Below are 26,562 nucleotides of genomic sequence, written 5' to 3' on the forward strand. Positions count from 1 at the left end.
GTCTATGAGAAAAAAAGTGTTCGTCTTAGGACTTGGTCTAATCGGCGCTTCGCTTTGCAGAGCAATCAAACAACCAACAATTGAGCTGTTTGGCTGGGATTATTCGGAAGAGACTCGGCAAATTGCGAATGAAGTTGGATTAGTTGATGAAATTGCTTCTATTGAAAGAGCACCTGAGATGGATATTATTATTTTAGCCGTACCCGTTTTATCCACCTTGCATTATTTGCACGAGCTGGCACGTTTGCCGCTAAAAGAAACCGTGATCGTAACAGACACAGGCAGTACAAAAAATGAAGTCATGAAGTTAGCGAAAAGCCTGCCATTTACCTTTATCGGAGGACATCCGATGGCTGGTTCTCATAAGTCAGGGGTGAAGGCTGGAAATCCAAATCTTTTCGAGGAGGCTTATTACATTTTGACACCGCCTGAAGGGGCAAACGTTGAACCGCTAATGGCGTTACTGGAACCGACCAGAGCGAAGTTCGTTGTGATTGAGCCTGAGTCTCATGATGAAATTGTTGGTGTTTTAAGCCATCTACCGCATATTGTCGCATCAGGTCTAGTAAAAATGAGCGATCAACTGACAGAGGAGCATCCTCGCGCCACTCAGCTCGCAGCAGGCGGGTTCCGAGATATTACACGTATCGCTTCCTCTGATCCACAGATGTGGACAGATATTTTGCTCACAAATCGCACGATCCTATTAGATTTAATCAGCGGCTGGCAAGAGGAAATGTCCAAAATCAGAGAAAGCTTGGTTCAAGAGGACCAACCGGCCATTTATGACTTCTTTAGTCAGGCAAAGCATTCGCGGGATCATTTACCATCAAAAGATCGTGGTGTAATTCCAGCGTTCTATGACCTTTATATCGATATTCCTGATATCGCTGGGGCAATTGCCAAAGTCATGACGATCATTAGTAATGCAGACATTTCCATCATTAATCTGAAAATTCAAGAAACACGTGAAGATATCTTCGGTGTTTTAGAACTTTCTTTCAAAAATCAAGCAGATCTGGAAAAGGGACAATTATTAATCGAGGAAGCAGATTTTCGTTGTCGCAGAAGGAGTTGAACAAATGAAACTATTGAAAAATAAATCAGGGCTAAGTGGTACATTGACTGTACCAGCAGATAAATCTATTTCACATCGCAGCATTATGTTTGGCGCAATCAGTCATGGGAAGACAACGGTTCATAATTTTTTAAGAGCGGAGGATTGTCTGAGCACCGTCGCTGTCTTTAAAGCCTTAGGTGTTACGATCGACGATGACGGCGAAGTGATAAGCATTGAAGGAAAAGGCTTTAAGCATCTACAAGCACCTCAGCAGATTTTAGACGCTGGAAACTCCGGCACGACAATGCGCTTGGTCTTAGGAATATTGGCCGGCCAAACTTTTCATTCGAAAATCGCTGGCGATGCATCCTTGAATCGTCGACCGATGGAACGTGTCATGGGACCTTTGAGAATGATGGGGGGCAATCTTCAAGGAGAACAAGGCAGTGAATTTCCTCCGATTGAAATTGAAGGAGGTCCATTATCAGCGATCACCTACGAAATGCCCATCGCGAGTGCACAAGTAAAATCTGCGATTCTTTTCGCAGCATTACAGGCTGAAGGTTTGACTACTATTATTGAAAAAGAAAAATCACGCAATCATACAGAAGAAATGATCAAACAATTCAGCGGAAACATTTCGGTAGATGATAAAACGATTACTGTGTCAGGCGGACAACAGCTTGTCGGGCAGAAAGTAACTGTTCCAGGAGACATTTCGTCGGCTGCTTTCTATCTAGTCGCTGCTACTTTGTTAGCCGATAGCGACCTTCAATTGAAGCACGTGGGAATCAATCCTACACGAACAGGAATTTTAGATGTGCTACAAGAAATGGGGGCAGACATTCAAGAAGGCTCGGTTGATTCGCAAAATCAGGCAGCAGACTTACAAATCAAAGCAGCACCGTTAAAGGCTGTGGAGATTAAGGGAGAAATTATTCCTCGTTTGATTGATGAGCTTCCAGTAATCGCATTAGCAGCAACTCAAGCAGAGGGAACGACAGTCATCCGAGACGCGGAAGAATTAAAAGTAAAGGAAACCAATCGGATCGACGCAACGGCTCAAGAATTAAACAAATTAGGAGCAAACATCGAAACAACAGAGGATGGCCTAATTATTCATGGCCCAACACCATTGCATGGCGGCACTGTTGATAGTCATGGGGATCACCGCATCGGTATGATGCTTCAAATCGCCGCTCTATTGACAGAAGATACCGTAGAACTCAATAATCCTGAAGCGATTAATATCTCTTATCCAAACTTTTTTATTGATCTAGCGTCATTGATATAGCTTTAGTAAAAAATGAAGGTTGATGTTTTTAATTATAAAGTACTCAAAATGAATGGAGAATGCCTAATGGAATCAATTGTCTTGATCGGCTTTATGGGAGCTGGAAAAACTACGATTAGTAAAGAACTTGCAACGACGTTAAATGCCCGTGTGGTAGACATGGATGATGTTTTAGTTGAACGGATCGGTCAGCCGATCAGCGAATATTTTGAAGAACACGGAGAAGCTTCTTTCCGAGAACATGAAACAAATCTTTTAAAGGAAGCGTTGAATGAAGAATCTGTCATTGCTACAGGCGGCGGCGTGATTCTTCAAAAGGAAAATCAAAAAGTTTTGTCCGATAAATTAGTTGTTTATCTAAAAGCAGATGCAAATGTACTGGTCAAAAGAATTCGGGAAGACAAGGTGAATGTTCGACCACTAGCGATTAAAAATGATGATGGAGATTTGAAGCGTTTATTCTTTTCAAGAGAAAAGCTTTACGAAAAACTTGCCAAAATTACTGTAGATACTTCAGAAAAACTGCCAAAGGATATTGTTAGTGAAATCATTCAGCAGGTTGAGGTTGCATCATAATGAAAGTTGGTTATTTGGGACCTAGGGGCTCATTTACCTATAGCGCGGCAGGAAACTTTTTCAATGATGAAGTCCTCCTGCCCTATGAATCCCTTACAGCATTATTGGAAGAGCAACGTAAAGGAGCATTAGACTATTGTGTCGTTCCCATTGAAAATACGATTGAAGGTTCTGTGTTACCGACTCTTGACCTAATTTTCCAAACGCTGCCGACAATTCAAGCAGAGATCGTGCTTCCTATCCAGCAGCAGTTAATGGTCCATCCTGCGCATGCTGAAACTTGGGAGAAAACAGAGCTTATTTGTAGCCATCAGCAAGCCTTAGCACAATCTCAAGTATTTCTGATGAAGCACTTTCCTACTGTAGACATTGAGCAGATCGGTTCTACAGCACAAGGAGCTCAAAAGGTCGCTGATCATCCGAACCAGCGCTATGCAGCAATCGGGTCCCGTGACGCAGCGGAACAGTTTGGGTTAACGATTGTCCAAGAAAACATTCAATCCATCAGTGAAAATGAAACACGTTTTTGGGTACTCGGGGAACAACCCCTAACAGGAGATTTACCTCAAGGGAAAAATAAGGCTACTCTTCTATTTGATTTGGCTTCGGATCATCCGGGCGCATTGTATCAATGCTTAGCTATTTTTGCAGCAGAGAGCATTAATTTAACCAAAATTGAATCTCGCACACAAAAGACAAAGCTAGGAGAATATTTTTTTATTATTGACTTGGAAACGCCTGAAGAAGAAAAACTCAGCAGAGTATTGCTTCAATTAAAAGAGAAAAACTTCGCAGTCACATTGATCGGCGATTATCCAACATATCTTCCAAAGGTTAGAAAATCTTAGTAGTTAAGGTTTTCTAATTTTTTTTGGGAAAAATAAGACAAAGTGCAGATGATTTGCTATTTTATTAATAATAGTAATGAGATGAAGAGGTGCACTATGAGCCGAATGGATAAATATAAGAAGATTCATGAGGAAAGTCAGAAGGAGGAGAAAAAACCTTTTGGCTTTCGTCGTGAAATGAAGAAGAACGAAAAAGCAGACCAAGAACCGTTACACTATGAAGAGCCACAAGAATCCTATAGAGAACCAGAAGAAGAGTTTTACTATGAGGATCATTATCAAGAGCCAAAGAAAAAAAGATTCAACGTCAAATTCCCGACATTTAGAAATCCTCTTAAGAATCCTTTTAAACGAAAGCCCAAAAATCCTTATGAACAGAAACCAAAGAAAAAGCGAAGTTGGCGCCGAAGGGTAATTATGATTTTGGTTGTTCTTTTAGGGTATTCTGTCATTTCTTTCGGTATCGGGAATTTCGCTGCAAAGCACGATTCCTCAATGCCAAAAATTGAGACACAAGAGTTTAATGGCGCGACATCGGAAAATGGGAAACGCAATATTTTGCTTTTGGGTAGTGATACCCGTGATAACATCAGTGGGCGCTCTGATTCAATGATGGTTCTGCAAGTTGATGGCTTCGGAAAAGCCAAGCTTGTCTCATTTATGCGAGACATGTATGTCAATATTCCTGGTGTTGGTCAAAACAAGTTGAATGCAGCTTATGCTTATGGGGGAGCGGATCTCGTCCGTCAAACCTTAAAAGAGAATTTTGGAATCGATTGTCGCTATTATGCCATGGTGGACTTTCAGACGTTTGAAAAAGGCGTAGATGCCTTGTTCCCTCGCGGTGTTCAAATTGATGCTGAAAAGGACATGAGCTCATACATTGATGCACCTATTAGTAAAGGTCCGCAACGAATGGACGGTCATACCTTATTGAACTATGCTCGTTTCCGAATGGATGAAGAAGGTGACTTCGGACGCGTACGCAGGCAACAGCAAGTAATGCAATCTGTTTTTGGACAGCTGATCAATCCTTTGGTTTTACTACGCGGTCCTTATGCTGCAGGAAAAATTTGGGGCTATCTTTCAACCGATATGCCCAACACATACGTTTTGACGCATCTATTCAATTTCGGTAAAGCTGTGGTCGGAATCGATCGCTTGACCTTACCAGTGGATGGTTCATGGTCTTATATCGATACCGCTAATGCCGGCAGTGCCTTAGCAGTTGATACAAACCAAAATGCACAAGCAGCTCAAGAGTTTTTAGGGAAGTAATCGGATTTTGATTCCCATCAATCTATGAGTATGCTATATTATAATTATTGTAAATTTTGATTGAAACGAGGAAGCGACTATGAAATTAGCGATCGTGACAGATAGCACTGCTTATCTGAATGAACGCACGCGCAATCATAAAGATTTATTCATCATTCCAATTCCTGTCATCATCGATGGTGAGCCATTTGAAGAAGGCGTAGATATTGGCTATGAGGAATTTTATCAGAAACTAAAAAATAGCAAGGATTTCCCAAAAACATCACAACCCGTTTTAGGTGAGGTCTACGAATTGTATCGCTCAATTAAGGAACAAGGATACGACACGGTAATTAGTATTCATTTATCAGAGGGTATCTCGGGTTTTGTCCGTACTTTGACAGCGATCAAAGATGATATTGAAGGACTGCAGGTTATCCCTTATGATTCAAAGATTACAAGTGTCCCAATGGGGTATATGGTAGAAAAAGCTTTGGAAATGAGTGATCAAGGAAAACCATTAGACGATGTATTGGCAGCAGTTGATCAAATTCGTGATACTACAAATGCGTATATCATTGTTGATGATTTAGATAATTTGGTCCGTGGAGGTCGTTTAACCAATGGTGCTGCGATCATCGGCGGTTTATTGAAAATTAAACCAATCCTAACCTTTGAAGATGGAAAGATTGTTTTAGCTGAAAAGATCCGTTCATTAAAGAAAGCGTTGCAGCGTACTGAAGAAATCATCGAGGAACGCCGTCAAGAAAATGAATCTGAATTAAGAATTTATGTCATTCACGGAAATAATCCAGAACTTGCTCAACAGGAATATGAAAAGCTACGTGAAAAGTATCCAGATGCAACGATTGACATTGGAACATTCGGGCCTGTCATCGGTACCCACTTAGGGGATAAAGCCATCGCCCTCGGCGTAGCCAAATAGCATGCAACTCACTAACAATGTTAGTGAGTTTTTCTTTTTATCAAAAAGGCAATACCCGGTTCATAAGGAAACCAAGCCAAATCGAACGTTTTGAACAAAACAAGCAACAAAAGCGTTTAGTTTAATGGTATACGCTATGAACATAAAACTCATTTTTTGCGGGTTACAAAAAATGATTACTTAAATAGGAGTTAATTGCCAGTTAAACTTTTCCCAGTCTATAAAGAAGTAAAGGTAAAACAAACGCTCCACACAAGACAAGCAACAAAAGCGTTTAGTTTAATGGTATACGCTATGAACATATAACTCATGTTTTTGGGTTACAAAAAATGACTACTTAAATAGGAGTTAGTTGCCAGTTAAACTTTTCCCAGTCTATAAAGAAGTAAAGGTAAAACAAACGCTCCACACAAGACAAGCAATAGAGAAGTTTAGTTTAATGGTATACGCAACGAACATAAAACTCATTTTTTGCGGGTTACAAAAAATGATTACATAAATAGGAGTTAGTTGCCAGTTAAACTTTTCCCAGTCTATAAAAAAGTAAAAGGTAAAACAAACGCTCCACACAAGACAAGTAACAAAAGCGTATAGTTTAATGGTATACGCAACGAACATAAGATTCATTTTTTATGGATTACAAAAAATGAATACTTAAATAGGAGTTAGTTGCAAAAATCATCGGAATTGCGTATTCTTTCTTCATCAGTAGTTTAGTAATTTACTAATTCACTAAAGAGTGATCAAACAGATTAATCGCCTGTTTGATCCTATTCAACTAGAATATTAATGAGGTCATTAGGAGGAGTAGCAATGAAAATACCAACGAATTTAAAACATAAACCTGTATTTTTAGTAGAAGATTACGATAAAATCGATGGTCACCATGCTTGGGAAAGTGATGCAAAAGGGTTAACTTTAGGGTTGGCTCAATGGAACGATCGTGGACGAGTGGACATTTCTGGAAAAGTTTGGCGACACACTGGTGAAAAATGGTCCCGTCAATCCGAGGAATTACCAATTACTCGGATTTTAGATTTAGCCATTTTAGTAGCTCAATCAAGTATTTATTTACAAGATGCCTATCGCTATGAAAAATTTTATGATCCAGAAGATCCCAAAGTAGATATTATTGGTCTTCAAGGAGGACGAATGGAAGTCAAAGTCGATACAGAAAATCCAAAGATTGATGAAGATATCATTTTATTCAATGACACGATGAACAAGGATGGTGACTTGATCGCCCAACGCTATCGCACATTAAAACGCCTACTAGACGAATTAGGCTATTAGAAATTAAGTGATGAGGTGAAGAGAATGGAAAATACTTTTGTCATTACAGAAGGACGAAAGTTTACCAAAGTTGAACAGCAAATGATCTGGCGAAAGCCGGCTAGTCACAAAACCAGTGAGGAAGAAGTAAGAATCGCGTCAGAGATTAAAAATAATTGGTTCGATCCAGAAATGAAAATAATGAATGTTTTACTTGAGGGAGATGCTGGTTCCGGCAAGACGCAATTAGCACGTGCCTTATCAGATGATCTGCAACTTCCTTATACCAAGGTTACTTGTTTTGCCGATATGGATAAGACGGATGTCTTTGGCGCGCTCTTACCTGTCGTCACAGCCGATGATAATGAAGACCAAGAATTATTAGAAGCCATTTATCAGACAGATTCTTTGCAAGAGATACTTTCAGTAATAGAAAAGCACTTTCAAATCACTGAGGAACAGGCTAGAGAACGATTAAGCAATCTGATCGAGCGAATCGACCAAGAGGACTATCCAACCAATGTGGAGTATAAGTTCTATCCTTCAGAAATTGTCCGCGCGATGCAAAAAGGGTACCTATTAGAAATACAAGAACCTACTGTAATTCGTGACGCTTCAGTTTTAGTCGCATTGAACTCTGCACTAGAGCCAAATGGGCTGCTGAATATTCCAACTGGAATCATTCGCAGACATCCCGATTGTGTAGTCATTATTACCACAAATCGAAACTATCAAGGCAATCGTCCTCTGAATGAATCTTTACGTGACCGAGTACAGCACGCTGAAAAAATGGATCTCCCTTCAATTGAAGTCATGATTGAGCGCGCGATTGCAAAAACAAATTTTTCAGATCGAGATTACCTAGAGATTATGGCAGAAATCATTCGTTTACTGGATGAAACAGCTAAGGCGAATGCTATTAAGGGCGTTGCAGGGATGCGCTCCTATTTCTTCTGGGTCAACAGTTTAAAACAAGGGCAGGACCCTTTAGAAAGTATATTTCCTAAAGTCCTTTACAAATTAACAACGGACGAAACAGAATTAAAAATTCTGCAGGAGGCTTTAGAACAAAGTAAGCTGTTAACTGAGCTTCAACAAGTTAGAAACCTGCAAAAACTAAGACAGGGCAGGAGGATCAGCCAGGCTGAAGCGGATCAACGAAATATCTTTGAAGAAGCAGAAGAAGCGACCTTGAAAAATGAGGCAATAGAAACGGACGACGCCACTGAGAATAAAGAAACAAAAATAGAGGAAGCTGCTGAAAAAGAAAAAACAAAGGCCGAAGCCACAACGATTTCTGATGAGGCAGAAAGAGGAGAATCTGAAGCAGAAAGCACGAGCGCTTCAGTAGATGAGGAAGATAAGGTTGGTTCAGCTATGTCGCTAGATGAAATGACCGAATTGGACAAGACGATTCGAAAAGAACGTAATCGTGAAATTCGAGAAAGCTTAAAAGAAACGATACACGCTAAAGAAGGAACCATTCTTCATCGACCAACTATCAATGAAGCCGCCATTAAAGACGGTCAAGAACTTACACAACAGGTACTGCCCGAGGTAGACAGCTTAAGCCGTGTAATAAATGATCTATTAAATAAAGAAGTTAGTAATGACTTCTCGAGTGGAAAATATTATGGTGCGCGTTTTAATCCGAGCCATGTTGCTTACGGAGACTTGAGAAATTTTGATAAGAAGAATCCGCCTAGTGAACAGCCTTCATTAGCATTAGCAGTCCGAGTGGATGAATCGGGTTCGATGCTGCGAGACGATCGCATCCAAAATGCGAAATTAGCAGCAGTTGCTTTAAGTCTTTTTGCAGAAAAAACCAATATACCATTGATGCTTTACGGCGATTCAGCGGACCTTAGCCAACGAGAAAAAACATCCATTTATTCTTACAAAGAATTTGAAGATGGCTATGATTTCATGGCAGCTAAGATTTCTACCATGAAACCACGGCAAAACAACCGTGATGGTGTCCCCCTTCGATTATTAGCCGAAAAATTAAGCCAGCAAGCTGCTGATACGAAGGTTTTACTTTCAATCAGTGATGGTCAACCGAAAGCCTTACCGGATTATACTGGTGAAAAAGCAAAGCAAGATATTCAATCTGTTTTAGATGACTACGAACGAAAAGGCATCTTATTTATCGCTTGCGCTATCGGTGAGGATAAAGAACAATTAAGAAACTTATACGGAGAGAACAACTTTGTTGATATCTCTGATATTTCAACGTTGCCGCAACAACTTCTTCAATTGATTGCTCGATTTGTATAAAAAAATTCCCTGCGAACTTCTACGCAGGGAATTTTTTTACTAATAAGTCGCACGAGGACCTCCAATGTATTTAGGGCGGCTACGCAAAGCAGTGACATGGGCACCGCCTAATTCATGAAGAGAGGGACGAACAGGCACCTGAACATACTTTACATGCATGCCAATTGAAGTATCGCCAATATCAATGCCTGCTTGGGCAACAATGTGTTCAACTTCGACAGGGTCCGTGAATTGCTCAAAAGCAGCCACAGAACAAGAGCCGCCTGCGTGTAAAGCGGGTTTGACTGAAACAATTTCCCAATCTTTTTTCTCAGCAAGCTCACGCTCCACAACGACTGCGCGATTAATATGTTCACAGCCTTGTACTGCCAAATATATTTTTTTTGGATCAAGAATGGATTTTAAGGTTTCGATTACCCATTGTCCGACCTCTTGACTAGAGTTTTTCCCAATAGTGCCGCCAACGATCTCACTTGTTGTGCAACCAAGGACGAAAGTATCACCAGCTTTAAGGTTTGCTGCTTCTAAAACATCTTTCGTAATCGTTGTTAATTGTTGTTGTAATTTTTCTTTTTCCATTTGAATGACTTCCTTCTATTAACTATTTATATTGAGGATGGCGTAATACCCTCTGCAATGCATGAAAAAGAGGGACTGTCACCGCGATACCAAAAATATTTTGTATGCAATTCCCTGGTAATGAGGCTAAACCGGCTGGCCAGCCAAATAAGAAGGTCGTTGCTAACGCATAACCGATGATCATGAACAAGCTCGCAAAAAAGAACCCTATAACAAGCCCTTTCTTATTTGGATACTTGGAATAGAAATGTCCTAAGATCAACCCTTGAACACCATGAATAATGATCGAAAAAATTGCCCATTCGGGATACCCTGAGATCAGGTCAATCAAACCACCGCTTAATGCACCAACCAAAAGTCCACCACTTGGACCAAAAAGCAACGCAGAAGCATAAATTCCTACTTCACAAAGTGTGACAAATCCCTTGGTAGCAGGAATAGGGATGATAAATAGAATTGATAAGGTAACAGTCAATGCGACCATCATAGCAAGCTTTGTCATCTCTTTTGTTTTCATGCCTTTGCCTCCGTTCTCACACGATCTCCAAACCAAACATTTCCTTCGCCGTTTTTCAATAAGATACCATTTTTGATTCCTTGATAAACATATTCTTTACTGTGACGAATCGCATCAATCAACGGTTCACCTAAGACTAGGTTCGAGGTAATCGCTGATGCAAATGAGCAGCCCGCACCATTTATAGCACCGCTAGTCAACTTCGGTTTTGAAAAAAATTCTAGCTGTGTCCCATCGAAAAACAAATCCGAAGCTAAATCACCAGAAAGTCGTTCGCCGCCCTTAATCACTACAGTAGGGGAGCCGAGCGCAACTATTTTTTTAGCCGCCTGTTTCATTTCCTCTAAATTAGTAATTTTTTGTTGACTTAAAATCTCCGCTTCCTTTAAGTTTGGTGTGACAATCGTTGCAAGAGGAAATAATTCAATCAGCTTCTCTCTATAAGTCTTGCTGTAAACACGATCCGTTTCTTTAAAGGCCATAACTGGATCTAGTACAATAGGACCATGAAAAAACTGAAGAAAGTTCTTTACGATTTCTAGAGAGTCCAATTGATGTACTAAACCAATCTTTATACCAGCTAGATTCAAACTTTCATCAATAGTGTTTAATTGATCCTTTAAAAGCTCTGAGGATAAATCCTTTATTTCAAATTCCCTATTCTTAACCACTGCGATACAAGTAATAGCCGTGACACCGAATAATTGATAATTCTCAAATGTTTTCAAATCCGATTGCAGACCACCACCTGCTAAAGTGTCTGATCCAGCAATAGTCAGCACTGCTTTTGTCATAGAAAAACTCCTTGTAACATCATAATTGAGGATGTCTCATATAAAGTATCCTCCGTAATGATTCTTATTATAAAGTTCAATAAAAAAATTTAAACAGCCAATTGGTTGTTTTATAGCTCATCCAATTATAAGTGAAAATAGTTGTTTCAGCATCAAAAGTGCGTTAGCATGTGGAGGTGAAAGGGGATCATCTATATGAAACTATTTATTGCAGGTGCAACCGGGCGTGTAGGAGAAGAATTAATTAAAAATTTAGAGAAGAAGGGGCATTTTATCTATGCAGGCGCTCGCCGAGTGGATGCAATTAAAACGAGCAAGTCAGTTCAGCCTGTTCATTTAGATTTACATGGGAGTGTTGATGAAATCGCCGATACCTTAGCAGATGTAGAAGCTGTCTATTTTGTCGCTGGCTCAAGAGGAAAGGACTTGTTACAAACCGATCTTTACGGAGCAGTTAAATTGATGCAGGCGGTAGAAAAGAGAGGGATCAAGCGTTACATTCACCTGAGTTCGTTATTCGCTTTGCAACCAGAAAAATGGAGTAGTTCGTTGACAGATTACAACATCTCAAAATTTTTCTCAGATAATTGGCTAATTGATAAGACCACTTTAGACTATACGATTCTCCAGCCAGGAAGCTTAAAAGAAATTCCAGGCAGTGGAAAAATTACAACGGAGATCACTGAAAAATCCGAAAACGCGATAGAGAATGTTGCTGCTGTTTTAGCCGAATTACTCGAACAAGAGAACACTATCAAAAAAGTCATTTTAATGGGAGATGGAAAAACTCCTATTAAAGAAGCTCTGAAAAAAATATAAAGATGGATCCACTCAGTGCAAAAGCTTATCTGAGTGGATTTCTCTTTTGTAAATTCAGTCGAGCGGAAAAATATTAAATAATTTCTTAGTCTTTCAGCTAACTTAATGATAAAATAGAGGTTGCTGAAATGAGAATTCCGTACCTAAGGAGAGACCTTATGAATCTTCAAAATATTCATGATCTTAGAATCGAAGAGGGGGTTCAAATGATCCGAAAAAGAAAGATAGCAAAATACTATATGAAGGTACAGGGCTTTGCAAAGAAAGAAGCCTATGAAACGGCCCAAAAGACGCAGCCAGAATTTGCTGAGGCTCGTAAACTTTATCTTGCATTGTATTACGAGGCAAAACCCGTATTTGCTGATCGAAGCAAAAAAGAGAAGGCTCTGAGAGTTTATCAAGTCTTCAGCATTATTGCGCTTATTTGCTTTGTCATTTGGTTGTTCAACAACGGGTATGTGAATGGTTCAAGCGTCACGGATAATTTTCTTCTAATTGCTCTGATTATCAATTTCGCTGTTATAAGTTATTTTGATGAAAAGGTAACCGAACGAATCCATGAACGAAAAACTAGAGAACTTTTTCGCCACGATCCAGAGGCTTTATATAAATTAGCTCAAGTAGAAGAAATTAAGCGAAATATTTTTCGTGCAGAGCATCGAGGCATCAAACTAGTTGAAGAGCACAAAGAAGAAAATGATAAACAACCTGAAAACCAATCAAAGATTATCTCAATAGATAAGTTAAAAGCATTGAGGAATAAAATAAAAAAATAGCCAACTACGTGGATAAGGGACGTAATTGGCTATTTTTGTGGTTCAATTTGCTTTTTACGAAAGGGTTTGCAATAATTCGAACTATACTAACACCAATAGAGGAGGTAGAATGAAATGCTCAAAGCGATTATTTTTGATATGGATGGTGTGATTGTCGATACTGAATTTGAAGATTTCCGAATTCAACAGGCATTCATAATGAAGGAAAATCCAACACTTAACCAAGAAAACACGAATTTCGAAGAACTTATTGGGCAATCTTATGATATGCTTTATAAAACTTTGAGAAAATTTATTGGCAGCAATGATTCCTTAAAAGAAATAGAAGTACGTTTTGAAGAATACAATGAGGTTGCTTATCGAGCCATTAATTATCAACAGCTTTTTCGAAAAGAAATCCTTTCTATTTTAAACTGGTCAAAAGAAAATGGCATTCGACTAGCTGTTGCATCCTCGTCGACCTACGAACACATTATTGAGGTTTTGGCGGCTTGTGGGATCCAAGATTCTTTTGATGTAATTTATAGCGGCGAGTTTGTCAAAGAAAGTAAGCCAAATCCTGAAATCTATTTGAATACTCTGAAGAAATTAAATGTAGCATCCAATCAGGCAGTGGCTATCGAAGATTCATTTTATGGGATCAGTGCAGCTAAAACTGCTGGAATTCCTACCATTGCTTATAAAGAAACTCGAGCTGCTATTGATCAAAGTGCCGCAGATTATATAGCAGAAGATATGACTGCAGTTTTTGAAATTGTTCAATCACTGAGATAATAGGAGAGAAGTGGTGATAAGATGAATAACTGTTCTCTAGGATTCAGAAAGATATCAATTGAAGATTTTTATTTTCTAAAATCTATTCTACAAAATAGGGATTTGATGCTTCTTGGATGGGGCAAAATTTATTCCGATAACGAAGTAGAAGATTGGATTTATAAGATCAACCAGCAATATGAAACATATGGCTATAGTTACTTCATTGTGGATGACTTAAAAAAAGAAAAAGCAATCGGTATCGCGGGAATAATTAAAACAAACATTAATTCGATAGCTACCGATGAAATCGCATATATTGTAAAAAAAGATTTTCAAGGACGCGGCTACGGAATTAAAATCACCCATAAATTAGTTAATTTAGCTTTCAACAATTATAATTTATCACAAATTGTTGCACAAATCGTTCCAGAAAATGTCGCTTCACAAAAGCTCATTCATGAATTAGGCATGACTTATCAATTTAGTTATAATCGTAATCAAAATGGCATTCTAAAAAATCATTTGGTATATCTATTAAAGAATGAATCAAGAAATACGTGATGTTTAATAAAGTAGTTGAATAATTAATAAATAGTTAATCAGTGAGTCAAATTTAACTGTTGGATACGTTAGGAATTACATTTGTTTTCTGACAAAGCACATCTAGCAGTTTTAGAACTTGCAAAAGGTAGGGCGCTTGCTGATTTATTTTGTGGTATCTTATCCGCTCATTATCGTTTTGTAACGCTTACAGGCGACAAGAATCGTTCAAGGCGTTCAAATGCTCGTTGGTGGATTGATTTTTTAAATGGTGCTAAAGAAACAAAATTACTGATTGAACGTGATAAACCAACGCTTAAAAAGAAAGAAAATTTGTTAGAAAATCATGGTCCTGAAAAAGCCGAATTAATGCTTTATTTAAAAGATTTATTTGTTTATGGTTCAGACGCTGCACTTGAAAAACTTATCAAACGGATTCAATTATTGATTTGAATCGAAAAGATATCGTTACAGACAACATTATCAAAGAAATTCATAGTTTGCTGAACAATCGAACTGAACCATAGGTTTGGACTAAAATCATCAAAAATCCTCAAGCAAACTTCTAATGTAACTTTGTTTAATGTATATTATGTAAACTAGAATAAAAAAATTTAAAAGGAGAACTTTCATTGATTTTCCTTTTAAAATTTTCTTCTATTACTATTGATTCTTCTGAAAGTCATTCCTTTAACAGTTTAGAAATTGTTTCGTATCCAAGTTCATTAGCATAATCCTTTGCAGATTTTCCATAGTTATCAGTAATATCGGGATTTGCACCATACTTTAACAATTCTGACACAATATCCTGATAAACTTTTGAACCGTCTCTTAATGCAACAGCTTCAATTAATGCTGTATACCCATAATTGTTTTGATGATTAATAGTCACGTGTCCATCAGCTAATAGCAATTTTACAGTTTCAAGATGACCTTTTTCAGCTGCTGGTATCAGCGCGTTTCCACCAAAACGATTCACTATTGATTGATCAGGCTCGCTATGGGACAACATATACGCTAAAATTTCAGTTCTGCCTTCTGCGCCTGCGTATAAATATGGACTGTCTGCAATCTTATCCTGTATGTTCACATTTGCTCCAGCATCAATTAGTTTTTTCGCCAACTCAATTTGATTATTATGAACAGCTATCAACAACGGTGTCTCGCCTTTTTCGTTTAATTCATCAATGGGATATGTTTTTGTTTCCAAAATTTCTACTACTTTTTCTGAATCATTGCTTGAAACGGCTTTGAGCAAACTTCCCGAGTCGTAACTCATCGATTTGTCCTCCTCCGACTGTGAAGTTTCTGACTTAGTAGATTGGTTATTTTTTTCTGAAGTTTCAGAGATTTTTGCTGCTTTTTCTACTGTGTCATTTGATGTCATGACAGTTCCTTTTTCATTTGAAAATATTTGACAGCCGCTTAGAATGAAAAGAAAAACCATTGGAACAATAATTTTTTTCATCAATCTCTTCCCTTCATTACGATTCACCGCTTTATCTATAATTCTCCCGTTAAAAATTGAGCACGACCGAACCCAAAACTCCAGTCTTCATCAGTATTCACAGTTAAATTAATCATTACATCTTTTGATTGAATACCAAGTTTATCTCCTAATTCCTGTACTAGAAGAAAATAGAAATTTTTCTTTTCTTCGCTTGTACGCGGTCTTGTTATTAAACTGAAGACGATCACCTGATCCGTTCGATCAAATCCTAGACCGGTATCTAAAAGCTGCATTTCAAATGCTTCGTGTTGAGTAACAATCTGATAACGATCCCCCTGTGGTGCAGGAAAAGCCTTTAACATGACTTGGTAAGAAATATCCAAAATTTCCTTGACCTCACTCTGACTTCGTCCCTTAATCAAATCGATTTTCATTAATGGCATACGTCATCCCCCTTTTATTTCTGCATAGTATACCATCTTAGAGTCAAATCGGCCGCTTCAAGAACTCAAGGTATAAAACAAATCAATTCTCACAATTCTTCAGTTTATTAAGAATTATTTATATTCCGATTAAAATATATTCGGAATATTGGTATATCAGTATTTTGGACATTATTCAGTTTGACCTCTACCTTAAAAACCGATAAACTATTTAGGTATATGGAAAATAAAAACTAAGGAGCATGAAAATGTCTCATTTAAAAAAATATAATGATTTTATCAAAACAAGAATTGGTTTCTTCAGCTTGTTACTAGTTTTGCTATGGCTGAAAAACATGTTCGCTTATGTCGTCGATTTTCATTTGGGCATTCAAAATCCGATGCAATTGTTTATCTTAATCATTAATCCTTTAAGTGTTTCGATGTTGCTACTAAGCATTGGCCTATTTATCAAACGTTCAAAAGTTGCTTATGGTACATTGTTTATCATCTACGCCTTATTGACGATCTGGCTTTTTTCAAACGCTGTTTATTACCGTGAGTTTACAGATTTTATTACCATCAACACAATGCTTGGTGCTGGTCAAGTGTCTACGGGTTTAGGTGAAAGTGCTGTTCGTTTATTTCGCTGGTATGATATTTTTTATGTGCTAGATCTATTCGTGTTGCCGGCGCTATTATTTAAGAAAAAGATTCCAATTGCTGAAACGTTTCCTCGTTTTCGACAAGCGGCTGCCCTTTCTGCTCTTTCACTTCTGATTGGTAGCGGAAATATTTTCTTGGCTGAAATTGATCGTTCTGGCTTATTGAGTCGTCAGTTTTCTCGCGAGTATTTGGTGAAATATTTAGGTGTGAATGCTTTTACGTTATATGACAGCTATCAAACCTATCAAAACAACCAAATCCGAGCAGAAGCAAGTCCGAATGATTTAAAAGAGGTCGAGAGCTACGTCAAAGATCATTATGCCGCACCCAATGATTCGATGTTTGGGATCGCTAAAGGAAAAAATGTTGTCTATATTCATTTAGAAAGCTTTCAACAGTTTTTGATCGATTATCAATTGACTGATGAGAACGGTGTAAACCATACAGTGACACCTTTTTTAAATAGCTTATATCATGGGGAAAGCACCTACAGCTTCGATAACTTTTTCCATCAAGTGAAGGCAGGAAAAACGTCTGATGCTGAGACACTGATGGAGAACTCACTGTTTGGTTTGAATCAAGGAGCACTGTTTACACAAATGGGTGACAAAAATACCTTTGAAGCAGCACCGAATATTTTGAAGCAAAAAGCGGATTATACTTCAGCCGTTTTTCATGGTCACTCAGCTTCATTCTGGAATCGTGATAAAACCTATAAGCATTTAGGCTTCGAATATTTCTTTGATTCTTCCTACTATGACATTAACGACGATAACTCGTTCCAATATGGGATGCATGATAAGCCCTTCTTGAGTCAATCGGTTCAATACTTGGAGCATTTACAACAACCTTTTTATGCGAAATTCATTACCGTGTCCAACCATTATCCTTATTCTCGTTTTAAAAATGAAGAAGATGGTTTCCCATTGGCAAACACGAAGGATGAAACAATTAATGGCTATTTTGCTACAGCAAACTATTTAGATACCGCGTTGAAAGAATTTTTTGATTACATGAAAGCCAGCGGACTTTATGATAACTCGATTTTTGTACTATATGGTGATCACTATGGAATTTCCAATACGCGGAATAAAGAATTAGCTCCATTATTAGGGAAAGAATCGGACACTTGGACAGATTATGACAACGCGCAATTACAGCGTGTTCCATTTATGATCCATGTACCTGGGGCAACGAATGGCGGAATCAATCATACGTATGGTGGTCAGGTCGACGCGCTCCCTACTCTACTACATTTGCTGGGAATTGATTCAAAGAAATATTTACAGTTAGGGCAAGACCTATTTTCTCCTGATCACAAGCAAGTTGTTGCATTTAGAGATGGTGACTTTGTAACACCCCAATATACATTTTATGGCGGAAAAATGTACGATAATCAGACTGCTCAAGTTATCAGTGAGCCTACACCTGAGCAGGAACAATTCTTTGTTGAGTTGAATCAAGAGGTCGATCAGCAATTGATCACCTCGGATAAAATCACTAATGGGGACCTGTTAAGGTATTATCAAGATAGCGGCTTAGATTCTATCAATCCAGACTCATTTGACTATCGAGATCAATTGGCTCGTTTGGAAGAAATTGAACGACAAAAAGGGGCGCAATCCTCGAGCCTGTATAGTGAGAACAATCAAAAATCAACTGTCGGACTATACAAGACAAAAACATTTCAGCAATATGAATAAGTAAAAGCTGCTCCAGTTTTAAAACTGGGGCAGCTTTTTACTCTTGTCTTCTTTGCAAAGCCTCTTTTCGCAATTTGCGTTGTGCTTTCTTTGATCCACGATCAATATCACGTCGTTCTTTTCGAGTATGAAAATCCTCGAATAAATTTTCTAGCTCATAATCAGCCGGATAAAGCTCTGATGCACGAAACTCAAGTTTCATTCTACGCTTTGGTACTTCAATGAATGTATTGTCTAGAAAGACCTTTACATTTTCAGTAAATGGAATTTCTTGATAAACTAATGCGGCTTTTTGTTGTTCTAATAAGAAGACCTTATCGCCTTTATAATAGGACATCTCATCAGCTGCAGTTGGTTGCTTCTTCGTTTTCGTTTTGAAAGATTTCTTTTCAAGGTCATAACTTCGATCGTTAAAATAGTTTTGTGCTTTAGTAATAATCTGCTCGGAGATCGCCATTTTTTTGGCGATCCACAGTGCGTTACTTTCACCAGTCTGACCGATCAGCAAGCGATACTTAGGCGTTAAGTGCTCAGCATCAAAATCCATTGCCGCTGTAATGAAATCCGGATGCTGCTCAGCAAACCGTTTGATTTCACCGTAATGTGTTGTAGTGATTAGAATACTGCCCTTTTGATAGAACTCCTCCATAATGGCAATAGCTAGGGCTGCGCCTTCATTTGGTTCCGTCCCACTGCCTAATTCGTCCAATAAAATCAAGCTGTTTTTATGCGTCTTTCGAAGGATTTCAGAAATATTCTGCATGTGTCCCGAGAAAGTACTAAGGGCATTTTCGATACTTTGCGCGTCACCGATGTCAACAAAGATCTGATCAAAAATAGCGATCTCTGTTCCCTCTTTTGCTGGAATCTGCAGACCGATCATAGTCATTAGACTCATCAGGGCGACTGTTTTTAATACAACCGTCTTACCACCGGCATTCGGACCAGTAATCGTTAACCCGCGATAATCTTCACCAATTGTCAAATCTAATGGTACCACATTGTTAATCAATGGATGCGTTGCAGAGACAAGATGAATATAGCCATCTGAATTTATCTCCGGTGTGATTCCTTTTAATTCTCGACTAAATTTTCCGCGAGCAAAAATATGATCGAACTCAGCGATAATTTCAATATTTTGTTGAATTAGTGGTAAGGCCTCTGCTAATAGACCGGTCAATGTTGCTAATATTTGATAGACTTCTGCTTCTTCGATCATCTTATGGTACACCAATTGTTCATTCCATCGACTTACATTACTGGGCTCAATATATGCTGTCGTCCCTTTGCTTGAAAGCTCGATAATCGTTCCTTTTACTTGCTTCTTATAAGCTGATTTAATGGGTACTGTAAAAACATCGTTGCGTTTTGTAATAATTGCCTCTTGCAATTTTTCCTTGTTTTGTCGAATAAATTTTTTCAATAGCTCTTGAATCTTGTCTTGTGTTTCCGCGATGTCTCGCCGTGCACGGCGAAGCTCACGGCTAGCGTCATCAATAATCCGCCCATTACGAATAACTTGGTAGATTTCTTCTTCAATTTCATTGAAGCCATTCAGCCCTTGTCCATACCGATTCAACAAAGGTGCCACCGTTTGATTTTTTTCAAAGAATTGGCGAATTAAGCGTAAGCTACGTAAAAAATCTGCGTACTCTAAAAGTTCTTGTGGCGTTAGAACAAATCCTTTTTCAAGCTGATTCGTAATATGTTCAATGCTCTGAAGCCCCATAAAAGGCACGTGAAGACTACTGTCAAGCAATTTTTTTGCTTCGGTTGTCTCAGTTAACCGCTTTTCTACAACAGAAAGTTTTGAATGAGGTTGTGTATTTTCTATTCTTTTTTTCCCAAAGCTACTAATAGCATAACTACTTAGTTGTGCTTTAATTTCGTTAAATTGTGTTTTTTCAAATGTTTCGTTATTCATGGTCTCTTCCTTTCAATCTGAAAAGATCCCTATCGAGGCCGGAGGAAAACTTAACAAGTAATGGTTACTCATGATTTATATTGTTTGCACAGTCGTAAAAAATACGCAGCGCACAAAAAAGCTGTGAAGATTCCTCTTCACAGCTTGAACTCTAATTCATCAGCTTTGATAGGCATCTAATTTGGCATGCGAAATAAACCTGCATAAACAGTTCTTTTTCGCTATCAAGTTACTCCAAATTAAATAACTACACTCACCAAGACACCTCATAAATTTTGTTAAGTTTTCTTATTAAAAGAATAACGTGTCAATGAACATTTGTCAAATCCGATAAATACTTTATGCGATTTCAGCAGGTATTGGTTTTACCCCATCATTAATAAAATATACTTGGTACCAAGTTAAGAAAGTATAAATGGTCCAGATCTTGCGACGACCATCCACTGTTCCAGCAAAATTATCGTCAAGTAATTTTACGATCTTTTCTTGATCAAAGAATTCTTTGACAAAATCTTGTGTAAATACATCGCGAACAATCTGATAGAACTTCTCTTCTCGCAACCAGTCTTTGATCGGAACTGGGAAGCCTAGTTTTTCACGATTGTACCATTCTTCTGGCAAATGACGAGCGGCTGCTTGTCGAAATGCAAACTTTGTATTTTCGGCATTGATTAGATATTTTGTCGGTACAATTTCAGAGACTTTCATCATTTCTTTATCTAATAGCGGTACACGAACTTCCAATGAATTGGCCATCGCCAATTTGTCAGCCTTCAATAAAATATCTTTTGGCATCCATTGGTGCATATCCAAATATTGCATTTTTTTGATTTCAGACATGTCTTGAACTTTTTCATAATGAACATCCACAATTTCTTTAATGGATGGGCTCTGTTTATATTCAGGCTGCAGATAATCCACTGCCTCGTCTTCTTCAAAGACTTTCGCTTGCCCTATAAAGAATTCTTCAGCTGGCGCAAGTGAAGTGTACAAGTGTAAAGCACCCTTGAATGTTTTTCCTTTTAACCCTTTAGCAATAGAATAGCGCATATTTTTCGGCAGTTTTTTCAAGCCTTCAGCAACAACTTTCACTGCTTTTGATTTCGTGTTCATACCATACGCTTGATAACCAGCAAATAACTCGTCGGCACCTTCCCCGCTCAACGCGACACGCACATCACGACTAGCAAGTTCTGTTAAGAAATATAACGGAACACATGAAGGATTAGAATCGGGTTCATCCAAATGATACTGAATTAATGGGAAATATTCGAAGGCCTCGTCTCCAGTTACTACACGAGAAGTATTGTTAAGATCGATTAAATCGGCCAATTTCTTCGCTTCAATAGATTCATTGTAAGACTTATCACCAAAACCAATAGAATATGAATGTTCTGGGCGTAATACAGCCGTTACGTAGCTTGAGTCAACACCAGAAGATAAGAAGGAACCAACCTCAACATCTGCGATCCGGTGAGCTTCAACGGATTTCACAACGGTATCATCAATTAGATCAACGGTTTCTTCCAATGTCATATTCGTTTCCTGTTCTTTCACATCCCAATATTGCTGAATGTCTAACTGACCATCTTTATAAGTAAAATAATGCCCTTCTTTGATGCGGTAAACATTTTTAAAGAACGTTTCATCTAATGCTGAATATTGGAAGGTCATATAAGGTTTTAAGGCTTCTTTATTTAACTCTTTGACAAAATTTGGGTGTTGCAAAAAGCTTTTTATTTCTGAACCGTACATGAAAGTGCCATTCATCATCGTGTAATAAAGTGGTTTGATCCCGAAATGATCCCGCGCACCAAACAACTCTTGTTTCTTTGTATCCCATATAACAAAAGCAAACATTCCGCGGATTTTTTGCAGCAGATCAATCCCATATTCTTCATACCCGTGCAACAACACTTCAGTATCGGCATGAGTTGTAAAAATATGCCCCTTAGCAATCAAATCCTCGCGAATACTTTGATAATTATAAATTTCTCCATTAAAGGTAATGATTTTTGTTCCATCTTCGTTTTTGATAGGCTGTGTACCGCCCTCAAGGTCAATGATGCTTAATCGACGAAATCCTAAAGCAGCACCTTCGTCGATGAATTGCCCCGCGCTGTTTGGCCCACGGTGAACAATTGTATCCATCATATTTTTAACAATTTGTTCTTTTTGCGTTGTATTTGAACGATCAATAAATCCTACAATTCCACACACAATCTCTACCCTCTTTCAAACATGGTAAACTGATACTCTTTCATATCAACTTTCAAAGTATATCATAGGATTTAAGGACTTTCACGAACGAACGTGATTTCCTATAAAAAAAGGCAAAAAAAATTAATTTTTTCCAAAGAGATTGTTCCTTATGAATTGTTATCCAATCAATAGAATAGTAAAAAGTGTTGCACCAAAAAATATTTGGTGCAACACTCGTTGTTTCATTCTTATTCGTCAGTAATTGTTAATGGAACTAAGAATGGATAGCTTCCAAAGAATTCAATCAATGATTTGTTTTTACGATCAGTATTTAGTTTCAAGCTACTAGTCTGTTCTTCAATATTTTGATTAATGGTAACTGTTTGTTTCCCGTCTAAAGCAACTACGTAGCTATTTTCATCTAACTTCTTGAAATCATAATGTTCATTATCCATTGTCGTGATAAAGATTTTGTCCAGTACCTCTACCGGAGTTTTATGATGAAGATCCACGGATAAGTCTAACGGTTGACTGTTGTCTAAAAGATTTTCATCGAAATCGAAGCCTAAATCTTTCATATGAGCCATCACATCATTCATTTCCCGACTAAACATTGAATTTTGTCCGCTCGTGTAAATGTGTTTGTTGTAGCAATCTTTCAGTAAGGTTAATACTGCATCGTCCAAAATCGTGGCTTTCATCGTCTCAGGATAAACTTCCATCAATTTTATTTTTTCACTGCGGAATTTCCCATCAGAGGTTGGCATCATAAAACTAAAATTGATTTCATTTGTACTAGTTAATCGATAAGAAAGATTGAAGTGCTTGCTCTCCCAAGTTGAAAACTCGTTGGTTGAAAGATGCAGATCATGATTTTGTAATGGCTTAATTAATTCGAAGGTGAAATATTCTAAAAGCGCACCTTTGGCAATAGCAGAGGCAGTCATTTCAGCTGTAATAAAAATCTTCTTAAAGTAATCCAATAAGGTCGGGAAATCAGATTCCATTAATACTTTTCGAAATTTAAGATCAGCAATTTCTTTTTCTGCGTCTGCAATTAAATTTAATAAATCTTGATAATTTTCTTCTCGATTATCGTAATAATTTAGAGAAGTTCCACTGACAGGTTTTGATTGAGGAACAGTCTTGAATTCTTCGTTTGAATCCTCCGCTGATTCATCCGGATGAAGAATTTCTTTTTCGCGGATATTTAAGCCAGGTTCTTCCGAATCGACTAAAGTATCATAGATTTGATTGAATTTGTTTTTTTCTTCAGTCATTATTCTGCCCCCCTATTTAAGAAATCTTTGATAAAAATCTCAAGTGCGGCATCCATTTCTTCCAAACCGCCGAAGCGTTTTTTAATCAAGCGTAATTCTTTCAATGCAATGGCTTGCTCTAACGACAAATTATTTATCCGATTGGCCAGTTCGATTTTTTGAGATTCCCCAGATAATTGATCACCGACAAATGGTGTCCATTGGCTCCGTTGTTTTTTTAACTCACTCAATTTTTCATCGATGACTTCGATTTCATCTTCGACTTTCTTACGGTTCATAAAACTCTTGGTCTCTTCCAATTCAGCCTTAAGTTTCTCCTGATGAGCAATTTTTCCGTTAAGCTCTCGTAATTCAGATTGTGCAGCAATTGTTTTAGCATCAAAATCATCCTGTTGATTCTGCAATTCTGATAACTGCTCTTTATATCCGCCTTTTTCAGCTTTTTCCCATTGCTCGCGGATTTCAGGTAATATTTTTATAGTCGGTTGCGTCGCGTCAACCTGTAAGACCGCTCGGTCACGATAGTAACTGCCGATCTGATAATTGATCAAAATTGGGGAAACCACATCACGCATGATCATAAATGGGAACGTCCTCTGTATTTCTTGATCTAACTTACTAGTCAAGAAATTATCAATTTCATGATTTGCGTTACTGGATTGTTGGATTGAGGCAGGCAATTCGTTCCAGTAAATTTGATAAACATCGCCCATTCGCTCTGCTTTCATTGCCTCTTCTAATCGTCTGATCTGCCCCATCAACCCACCTAACACATCGGAAGCAGATTCTTTCACTGAATCAAACGAGGTTTCAGTTTGAAGTTCTTCCTGTTTTTCTGGAGTCTCCATCTAAGACCCTCCTTTATTTTTTTGATTAATTATATAATAAATATTACCATAATTATTCTTGATCCAAGTCAAACGTGTAAATATTCTAAATTTTCCCGCCAGAATTGGAACCCACTTCTCTATTTTACCCTAGCAAGGCCGTAATGATAAGCATAAACTTTTAGAGAAAGAAAAAAAGATTGTGCCAATCTAAAAAAAATGACACAATCTTTTTAACTATTTTGTTAATCCACTAAAGAAATCTTTGATTTGTTGCCATAAATTTGAGAAAAATCCTTGGTTGTCTTCTAATGTTCCTTTAAGTGAATCTCCAAATTTTCCTAATTGATCAGAAACTTTATTGACAGTTCCTTTAAAATCATTACTTATTTTATCTAATTGTTCAATGGATTCTTTGTCTAGGACACCGTCTGTCATTTGATATTTTTCTGCTAAAGCAACTAATTTGTTGACGTCATCCTTCGTCACATATTGAGAGAGATTATTCTTATCCAATGCATCATTAACAATTTTCTCAACATCTTCTTTCGTAGCTAACTCCCCTTGCTTCTCCTTAAGCTCTGCTAACTCTTTTTTTATGTCTACAAGGGTTTGATTCAATTGTGCTTTATAAGCTTCATCAGCTTTTTCTTTTTCACTATCAGATAAGTTTTGGTTTTGGCTCTGTTCATTTGCCTTATTCACTACAGATTGCGAAACATCTGACGTAGTATCTAACTCCGTTTGTGCTAACTGCGCACGTTCAGGATTTACAGTCTCGCCATTGGATTCAAACGCTTTATAAACCCCTGTCAATGCGCTCTCACCAGTCACCTTCACGACACTAGCAACCTTCACCGTTGCATCAGTGATTCCTGCTGTAACTAGTGGGTTTTTATACTGATCTGCAGTAATTTGGGTAATATTCTGTGGTGTTAATATATCAACATTGATTCCTTTTCCTGGGTCTTCACGATTAACAACGACAGAACTTAACATAACACTGTCGTCACCGCTGCCATAGCCCAGATATTTCACTAAATCTGCTCCAGTTGCCGTTTCCATTTTGACGCTTTCTTGATTGATGCCCAATTTATCCATTGTTTCATTTAATTGCTGTTGATTTAAGCCGGCTCCAGCTACAAAGGTTGGTTTTCCCCAACGTTCATTGATTGCACTGTCTTCCGCATGAGCCTTTTCCTGACCAATCAGTCCCGCTCCTAAAGATAGACCTAAACCTGCTAGTAGAATATATTTATGAAGTTTCATTTTACTGCCTCCTGTAACTTGATATTCATATTCTAGCTGATTTTGTTCATTTTCCTTAGTCAGAACCCTTCTCTTTAAACAATTATTTACTAAGTCAAGAATCTCTTAACTATTTTTTCAGTCTCCAGTAGGAGGAAAAACCTATTATTCTATGCCTTATCATTGCTTAATGTTTCCCCTACTTACAAAAAGCTCATTCAATGATAAAAAGTTTACGATAGCTGTTCCAACATAAAAACACATCTCAGTTCCATTTACTGAGATGTGTTTCAAGAATTATTTTTCTTTTGTTGTAAAATGAATCTTATCTTGGTCATCACGTTCCAAGTAAGTCGTTTCTTTTAAATAGTTGAAATGTAATTCTTTGATGCTGGAATCTTCCAGCATTTTTTCGTAGCCTTCAAAAATTGCCCGAATGTACTGCTTATAAGCTTGTTTTTTTCGTTGTCGCTTGTTCATAAGACACCGTCCTTCTTGGTTATCTTACCAAGCATCCGCTTTTCAGACA

General features: G+C 37.9%; 25 protein-coding genes. 14 read left to right on the forward strand and 11 right to left on the reverse strand.

Annotated elements, in window-relative coordinates:
* The first annotated feature begins 4 nt into the window (after positions 1-4).
* From IGI50_RS08070 to IGI50_RS08105, 8 genes are all read left to right on the forward strand, one after another.
* Positions 5-1,078 (forward strand): prephenate dehydrogenase, encoded by a 1,074-nt coding sequence (locus IGI50_RS08070; RefSeq protein ID WP_438776674.1) that lies wholly within the window; start codon positions 5-7, stop codon positions 1,076-1,078.
* 4 nt (positions 1,079-1,082) lie between these two features.
* Positions 1,083-2,354: a 3-phosphoshikimate 1-carboxyvinyltransferase gene (gene aroA, locus IGI50_RS08075; protein ID WP_438776675.1), complete on the forward strand. Its 1,272-nt coding sequence runs from the start codon at positions 1,083-1,085 to the stop codon at positions 2,352-2,354.
* A gap of 66 nt (positions 2,355-2,420) precedes the next feature.
* Positions 2,421-2,930: a shikimate kinase gene (locus tag IGI50_RS08080; RefSeq protein ID WP_010744849.1), complete on the forward strand. Its 510-nt coding sequence runs from the start codon at positions 2,421-2,423 to the stop codon at positions 2,928-2,930.
* Positions 2,930-3,778: a prephenate dehydratase gene (pheA, locus tag IGI50_RS08085; RefSeq protein ID WP_218255521.1), complete on the forward strand. Its 849-nt coding sequence runs from the start codon at positions 2,930-2,932 to the stop codon at positions 3,776-3,778. The genes IGI50_RS08080 and pheA overlap by 1 nt, the downstream gene beginning before the upstream one ends.
* A 96-nt stretch (positions 3,779-3,874) precedes the next feature.
* Positions 3,875-5,056, forward strand: coding sequence for an LCP family protein (locus tag IGI50_RS08090; protein WP_438776676.1), 1,182 nt, complete (start codon positions 3,875-3,877; stop codon positions 5,054-5,056).
* A gap of 79 nt (positions 5,057-5,135) precedes the next feature.
* Complete coding sequence (locus IGI50_RS08095) at positions 5,136-5,981, forward strand: DegV family protein (RefSeq protein WP_010744852.1); 846 nt, start codon at positions 5,136-5,138, stop codon at positions 5,979-5,981.
* A gap of 813 nt (positions 5,982-6,794) precedes the next feature.
* Positions 6,795-7,274: a DUF6530 family protein gene (locus IGI50_RS08100; RefSeq protein ID WP_010744853.1), complete on the forward strand. Its 480-nt coding sequence runs from the start codon at positions 6,795-6,797 to the stop codon at positions 7,272-7,274.
* Positions 7,275-7,298: 24 nt separating this feature from the next.
* Entirely contained in the window at positions 7,299-9,530 is a 2,232-nt protein-coding gene (locus IGI50_RS08105; protein ID WP_438776677.1) for an AAA family ATPase, read from the forward strand.
* A gap of 39 nt (positions 9,531-9,569) precedes the next feature.
* On the opposite strand, the gene IGI50_RS08110 is transcribed toward IGI50_RS08105, so the two are convergent.
* Genes IGI50_RS08110 through IGI50_RS08120 form a run of 3 tightly spaced genes read right to left on the reverse strand, consistent with a single transcriptional unit; the run spans position 9,570 to position 11,420 of the window.
* Positions 9,570-10,109 carry a TIGR01440 family protein gene (locus tag IGI50_RS08110; protein ID WP_376713123.1) on the reverse strand — a complete coding sequence of 180 codons (540 nt, stop codon included), beginning with the start codon at positions 10,107-10,109 and terminating at the stop codon, positions 9,570-9,572.
* Positions 10,110-10,131: 22 nt separating this feature from the next.
* Positions 10,132-10,626, reverse strand: coding sequence for an ECF transporter S component (locus IGI50_RS08115; protein WP_218255528.1), 495 nt, complete (start codon positions 10,624-10,626; stop codon positions 10,132-10,134).
* Complete coding sequence (locus tag IGI50_RS08120; RefSeq protein ID WP_438776678.1) at positions 10,623-11,420, reverse strand: bifunctional hydroxymethylpyrimidine kinase/phosphomethylpyrimidine kinase; 798 nt, start codon at positions 11,418-11,420, stop codon at positions 10,623-10,625. Before IGI50_RS08120 ends, IGI50_RS08115 begins: the two co-directional genes overlap by 4 nt.
* A gap of 195 nt (positions 11,421-11,615) precedes the next feature.
* Here IGI50_RS08120 and IGI50_RS08125 point away from each other — a divergent pair, with 195 nt between their 5' ends.
* The 5 genes from IGI50_RS08125 to IGI50_RS08145 all read left to right on the forward strand — a co-directional run bounded on the left by IGI50_RS08125 (position 11,616) and on the right by IGI50_RS08145 (position 14,764).
* The gene (locus IGI50_RS08125; protein ID WP_438776679.1) at positions 11,616-12,239 is read left to right on the forward strand and encodes an NAD(P)H-binding protein; all 624 of its coding nucleotides are present in this window, start codon (positions 11,616-11,618) and stop codon (positions 12,237-12,239) included.
* 158 nt (positions 12,240-12,397) lie between these two features.
* Positions 12,398-13,015: a hypothetical protein gene (locus tag IGI50_RS08130; RefSeq protein ID WP_438776680.1), complete on the forward strand. Its 618-nt coding sequence runs from the start codon at positions 12,398-12,400 to the stop codon at positions 13,013-13,015.
* A 114-nt stretch (positions 13,016-13,129) separates the two neighbouring features.
* A complete protein-coding gene (locus tag IGI50_RS08135) occupies positions 13,130-13,789 on the forward strand; it encodes an HAD family hydrolase (protein ID WP_438776681.1) in 660 nt (219 codons plus the stop codon).
* 21 nt (positions 13,790-13,810) lie between these two features.
* Positions 13,811-14,332, forward strand: coding sequence for a GNAT family N-acetyltransferase (locus tag IGI50_RS08140; RefSeq protein ID WP_438776682.1), 522 nt, complete (start codon positions 13,811-13,813; stop codon positions 14,330-14,332).
* 81 nt (positions 14,333-14,413) lie between these two features.
* Positions 14,414-14,764, forward strand: a complete 351-nt coding sequence (locus IGI50_RS08145; RefSeq protein WP_438776683.1) for a replication initiation factor domain-containing protein — start codon at positions 14,414-14,416, stop codon at positions 14,762-14,764.
* Between the two features lie 229 nt (positions 14,765-14,993).
* Here IGI50_RS08145 and IGI50_RS08150 read toward each other — a convergent pair whose 3' ends face one another.
* Complete coding sequence (locus IGI50_RS08150) at positions 14,994-15,779, reverse strand: ankyrin repeat domain-containing protein (RefSeq protein ID WP_438776684.1); 786 nt, start codon at positions 15,777-15,779, stop codon at positions 14,994-14,996.
* A 35-nt stretch (positions 15,780-15,814) separates the two neighbouring features.
* Complete coding sequence (locus IGI50_RS08155) at positions 15,815-16,204, reverse strand: tautomerase family protein (protein WP_218255539.1); 390 nt, start codon at positions 16,202-16,204, stop codon at positions 15,815-15,817.
* 248 nt (positions 16,205-16,452) lie between these two features.
* Between IGI50_RS08155 and IGI50_RS08160 the strand changes: the two genes are divergently transcribed.
* Positions 16,453-18,552 (forward strand): LTA synthase family protein, encoded by a 2,100-nt coding sequence (locus IGI50_RS08160; RefSeq protein WP_218255541.1) that lies wholly within the window; start codon positions 16,453-16,455, stop codon positions 18,550-18,552.
* A 37-nt stretch (positions 18,553-18,589) separates the two neighbouring features.
* On the opposite strand, the gene IGI50_RS08165 is transcribed toward IGI50_RS08160, so the two are convergent.
* From IGI50_RS08165 to IGI50_RS08190, 6 genes are all read right to left on the reverse strand, one after another.
* Positions 18,590-20,476 carry an endonuclease MutS2 gene (locus IGI50_RS08165; protein ID WP_218255543.1) on the reverse strand — a complete coding sequence of 629 codons (1,887 nt, stop codon included), beginning with the start codon at positions 20,474-20,476 and terminating at the stop codon, positions 18,590-18,592.
* A 339-nt stretch (positions 20,477-20,815) separates the two neighbouring features.
* Positions 20,816-22,696, reverse strand: a complete 1,881-nt coding sequence (asnB, locus tag IGI50_RS08170; RefSeq protein WP_218255545.1) for an asparagine synthase (glutamine-hydrolyzing) — start codon at positions 22,694-22,696, stop codon at positions 20,816-20,818.
* A 230-nt stretch (positions 22,697-22,926) separates the two neighbouring features.
* A complete protein-coding gene (locus IGI50_RS08175) occupies positions 22,927-23,958 on the reverse strand; it encodes a hypothetical protein (RefSeq protein ID WP_438776685.1) in 1,032 nt (343 codons plus the stop codon).
* Positions 23,958-24,806, reverse strand: a complete 849-nt coding sequence (locus IGI50_RS08180; protein ID WP_010744867.1) for a hypothetical protein — start codon at positions 24,804-24,806, stop codon at positions 23,958-23,960. The genes IGI50_RS08175 and IGI50_RS08180 overlap by 1 nt, the downstream gene beginning before the upstream one ends.
* A gap of 216 nt (positions 24,807-25,022) precedes the next feature.
* Positions 25,023-26,054, reverse strand: coding sequence for a DUF1002 domain-containing protein (locus IGI50_RS08185; protein WP_218255547.1), 1,032 nt, complete (start codon positions 26,052-26,054; stop codon positions 25,023-25,025).
* Positions 26,055-26,330: 276 nt separating this feature from the next.
* A complete protein-coding gene (locus IGI50_RS08190) occupies positions 26,331-26,513 on the reverse strand; it encodes a hypothetical protein (protein ID WP_010744869.1) in 183 nt (60 codons plus the stop codon).
* Positions 26,514-26,562 lie beyond the last annotated feature (49 nt).

Source organism: Enterococcus sp. DIV0170 (genome assembly GCF_051710765.1).
GTDB lineage: Bacteria > Bacillota > Bacilli > Lactobacillales > Enterococcaceae > Enterococcus_A > Enterococcus_A raffinosus.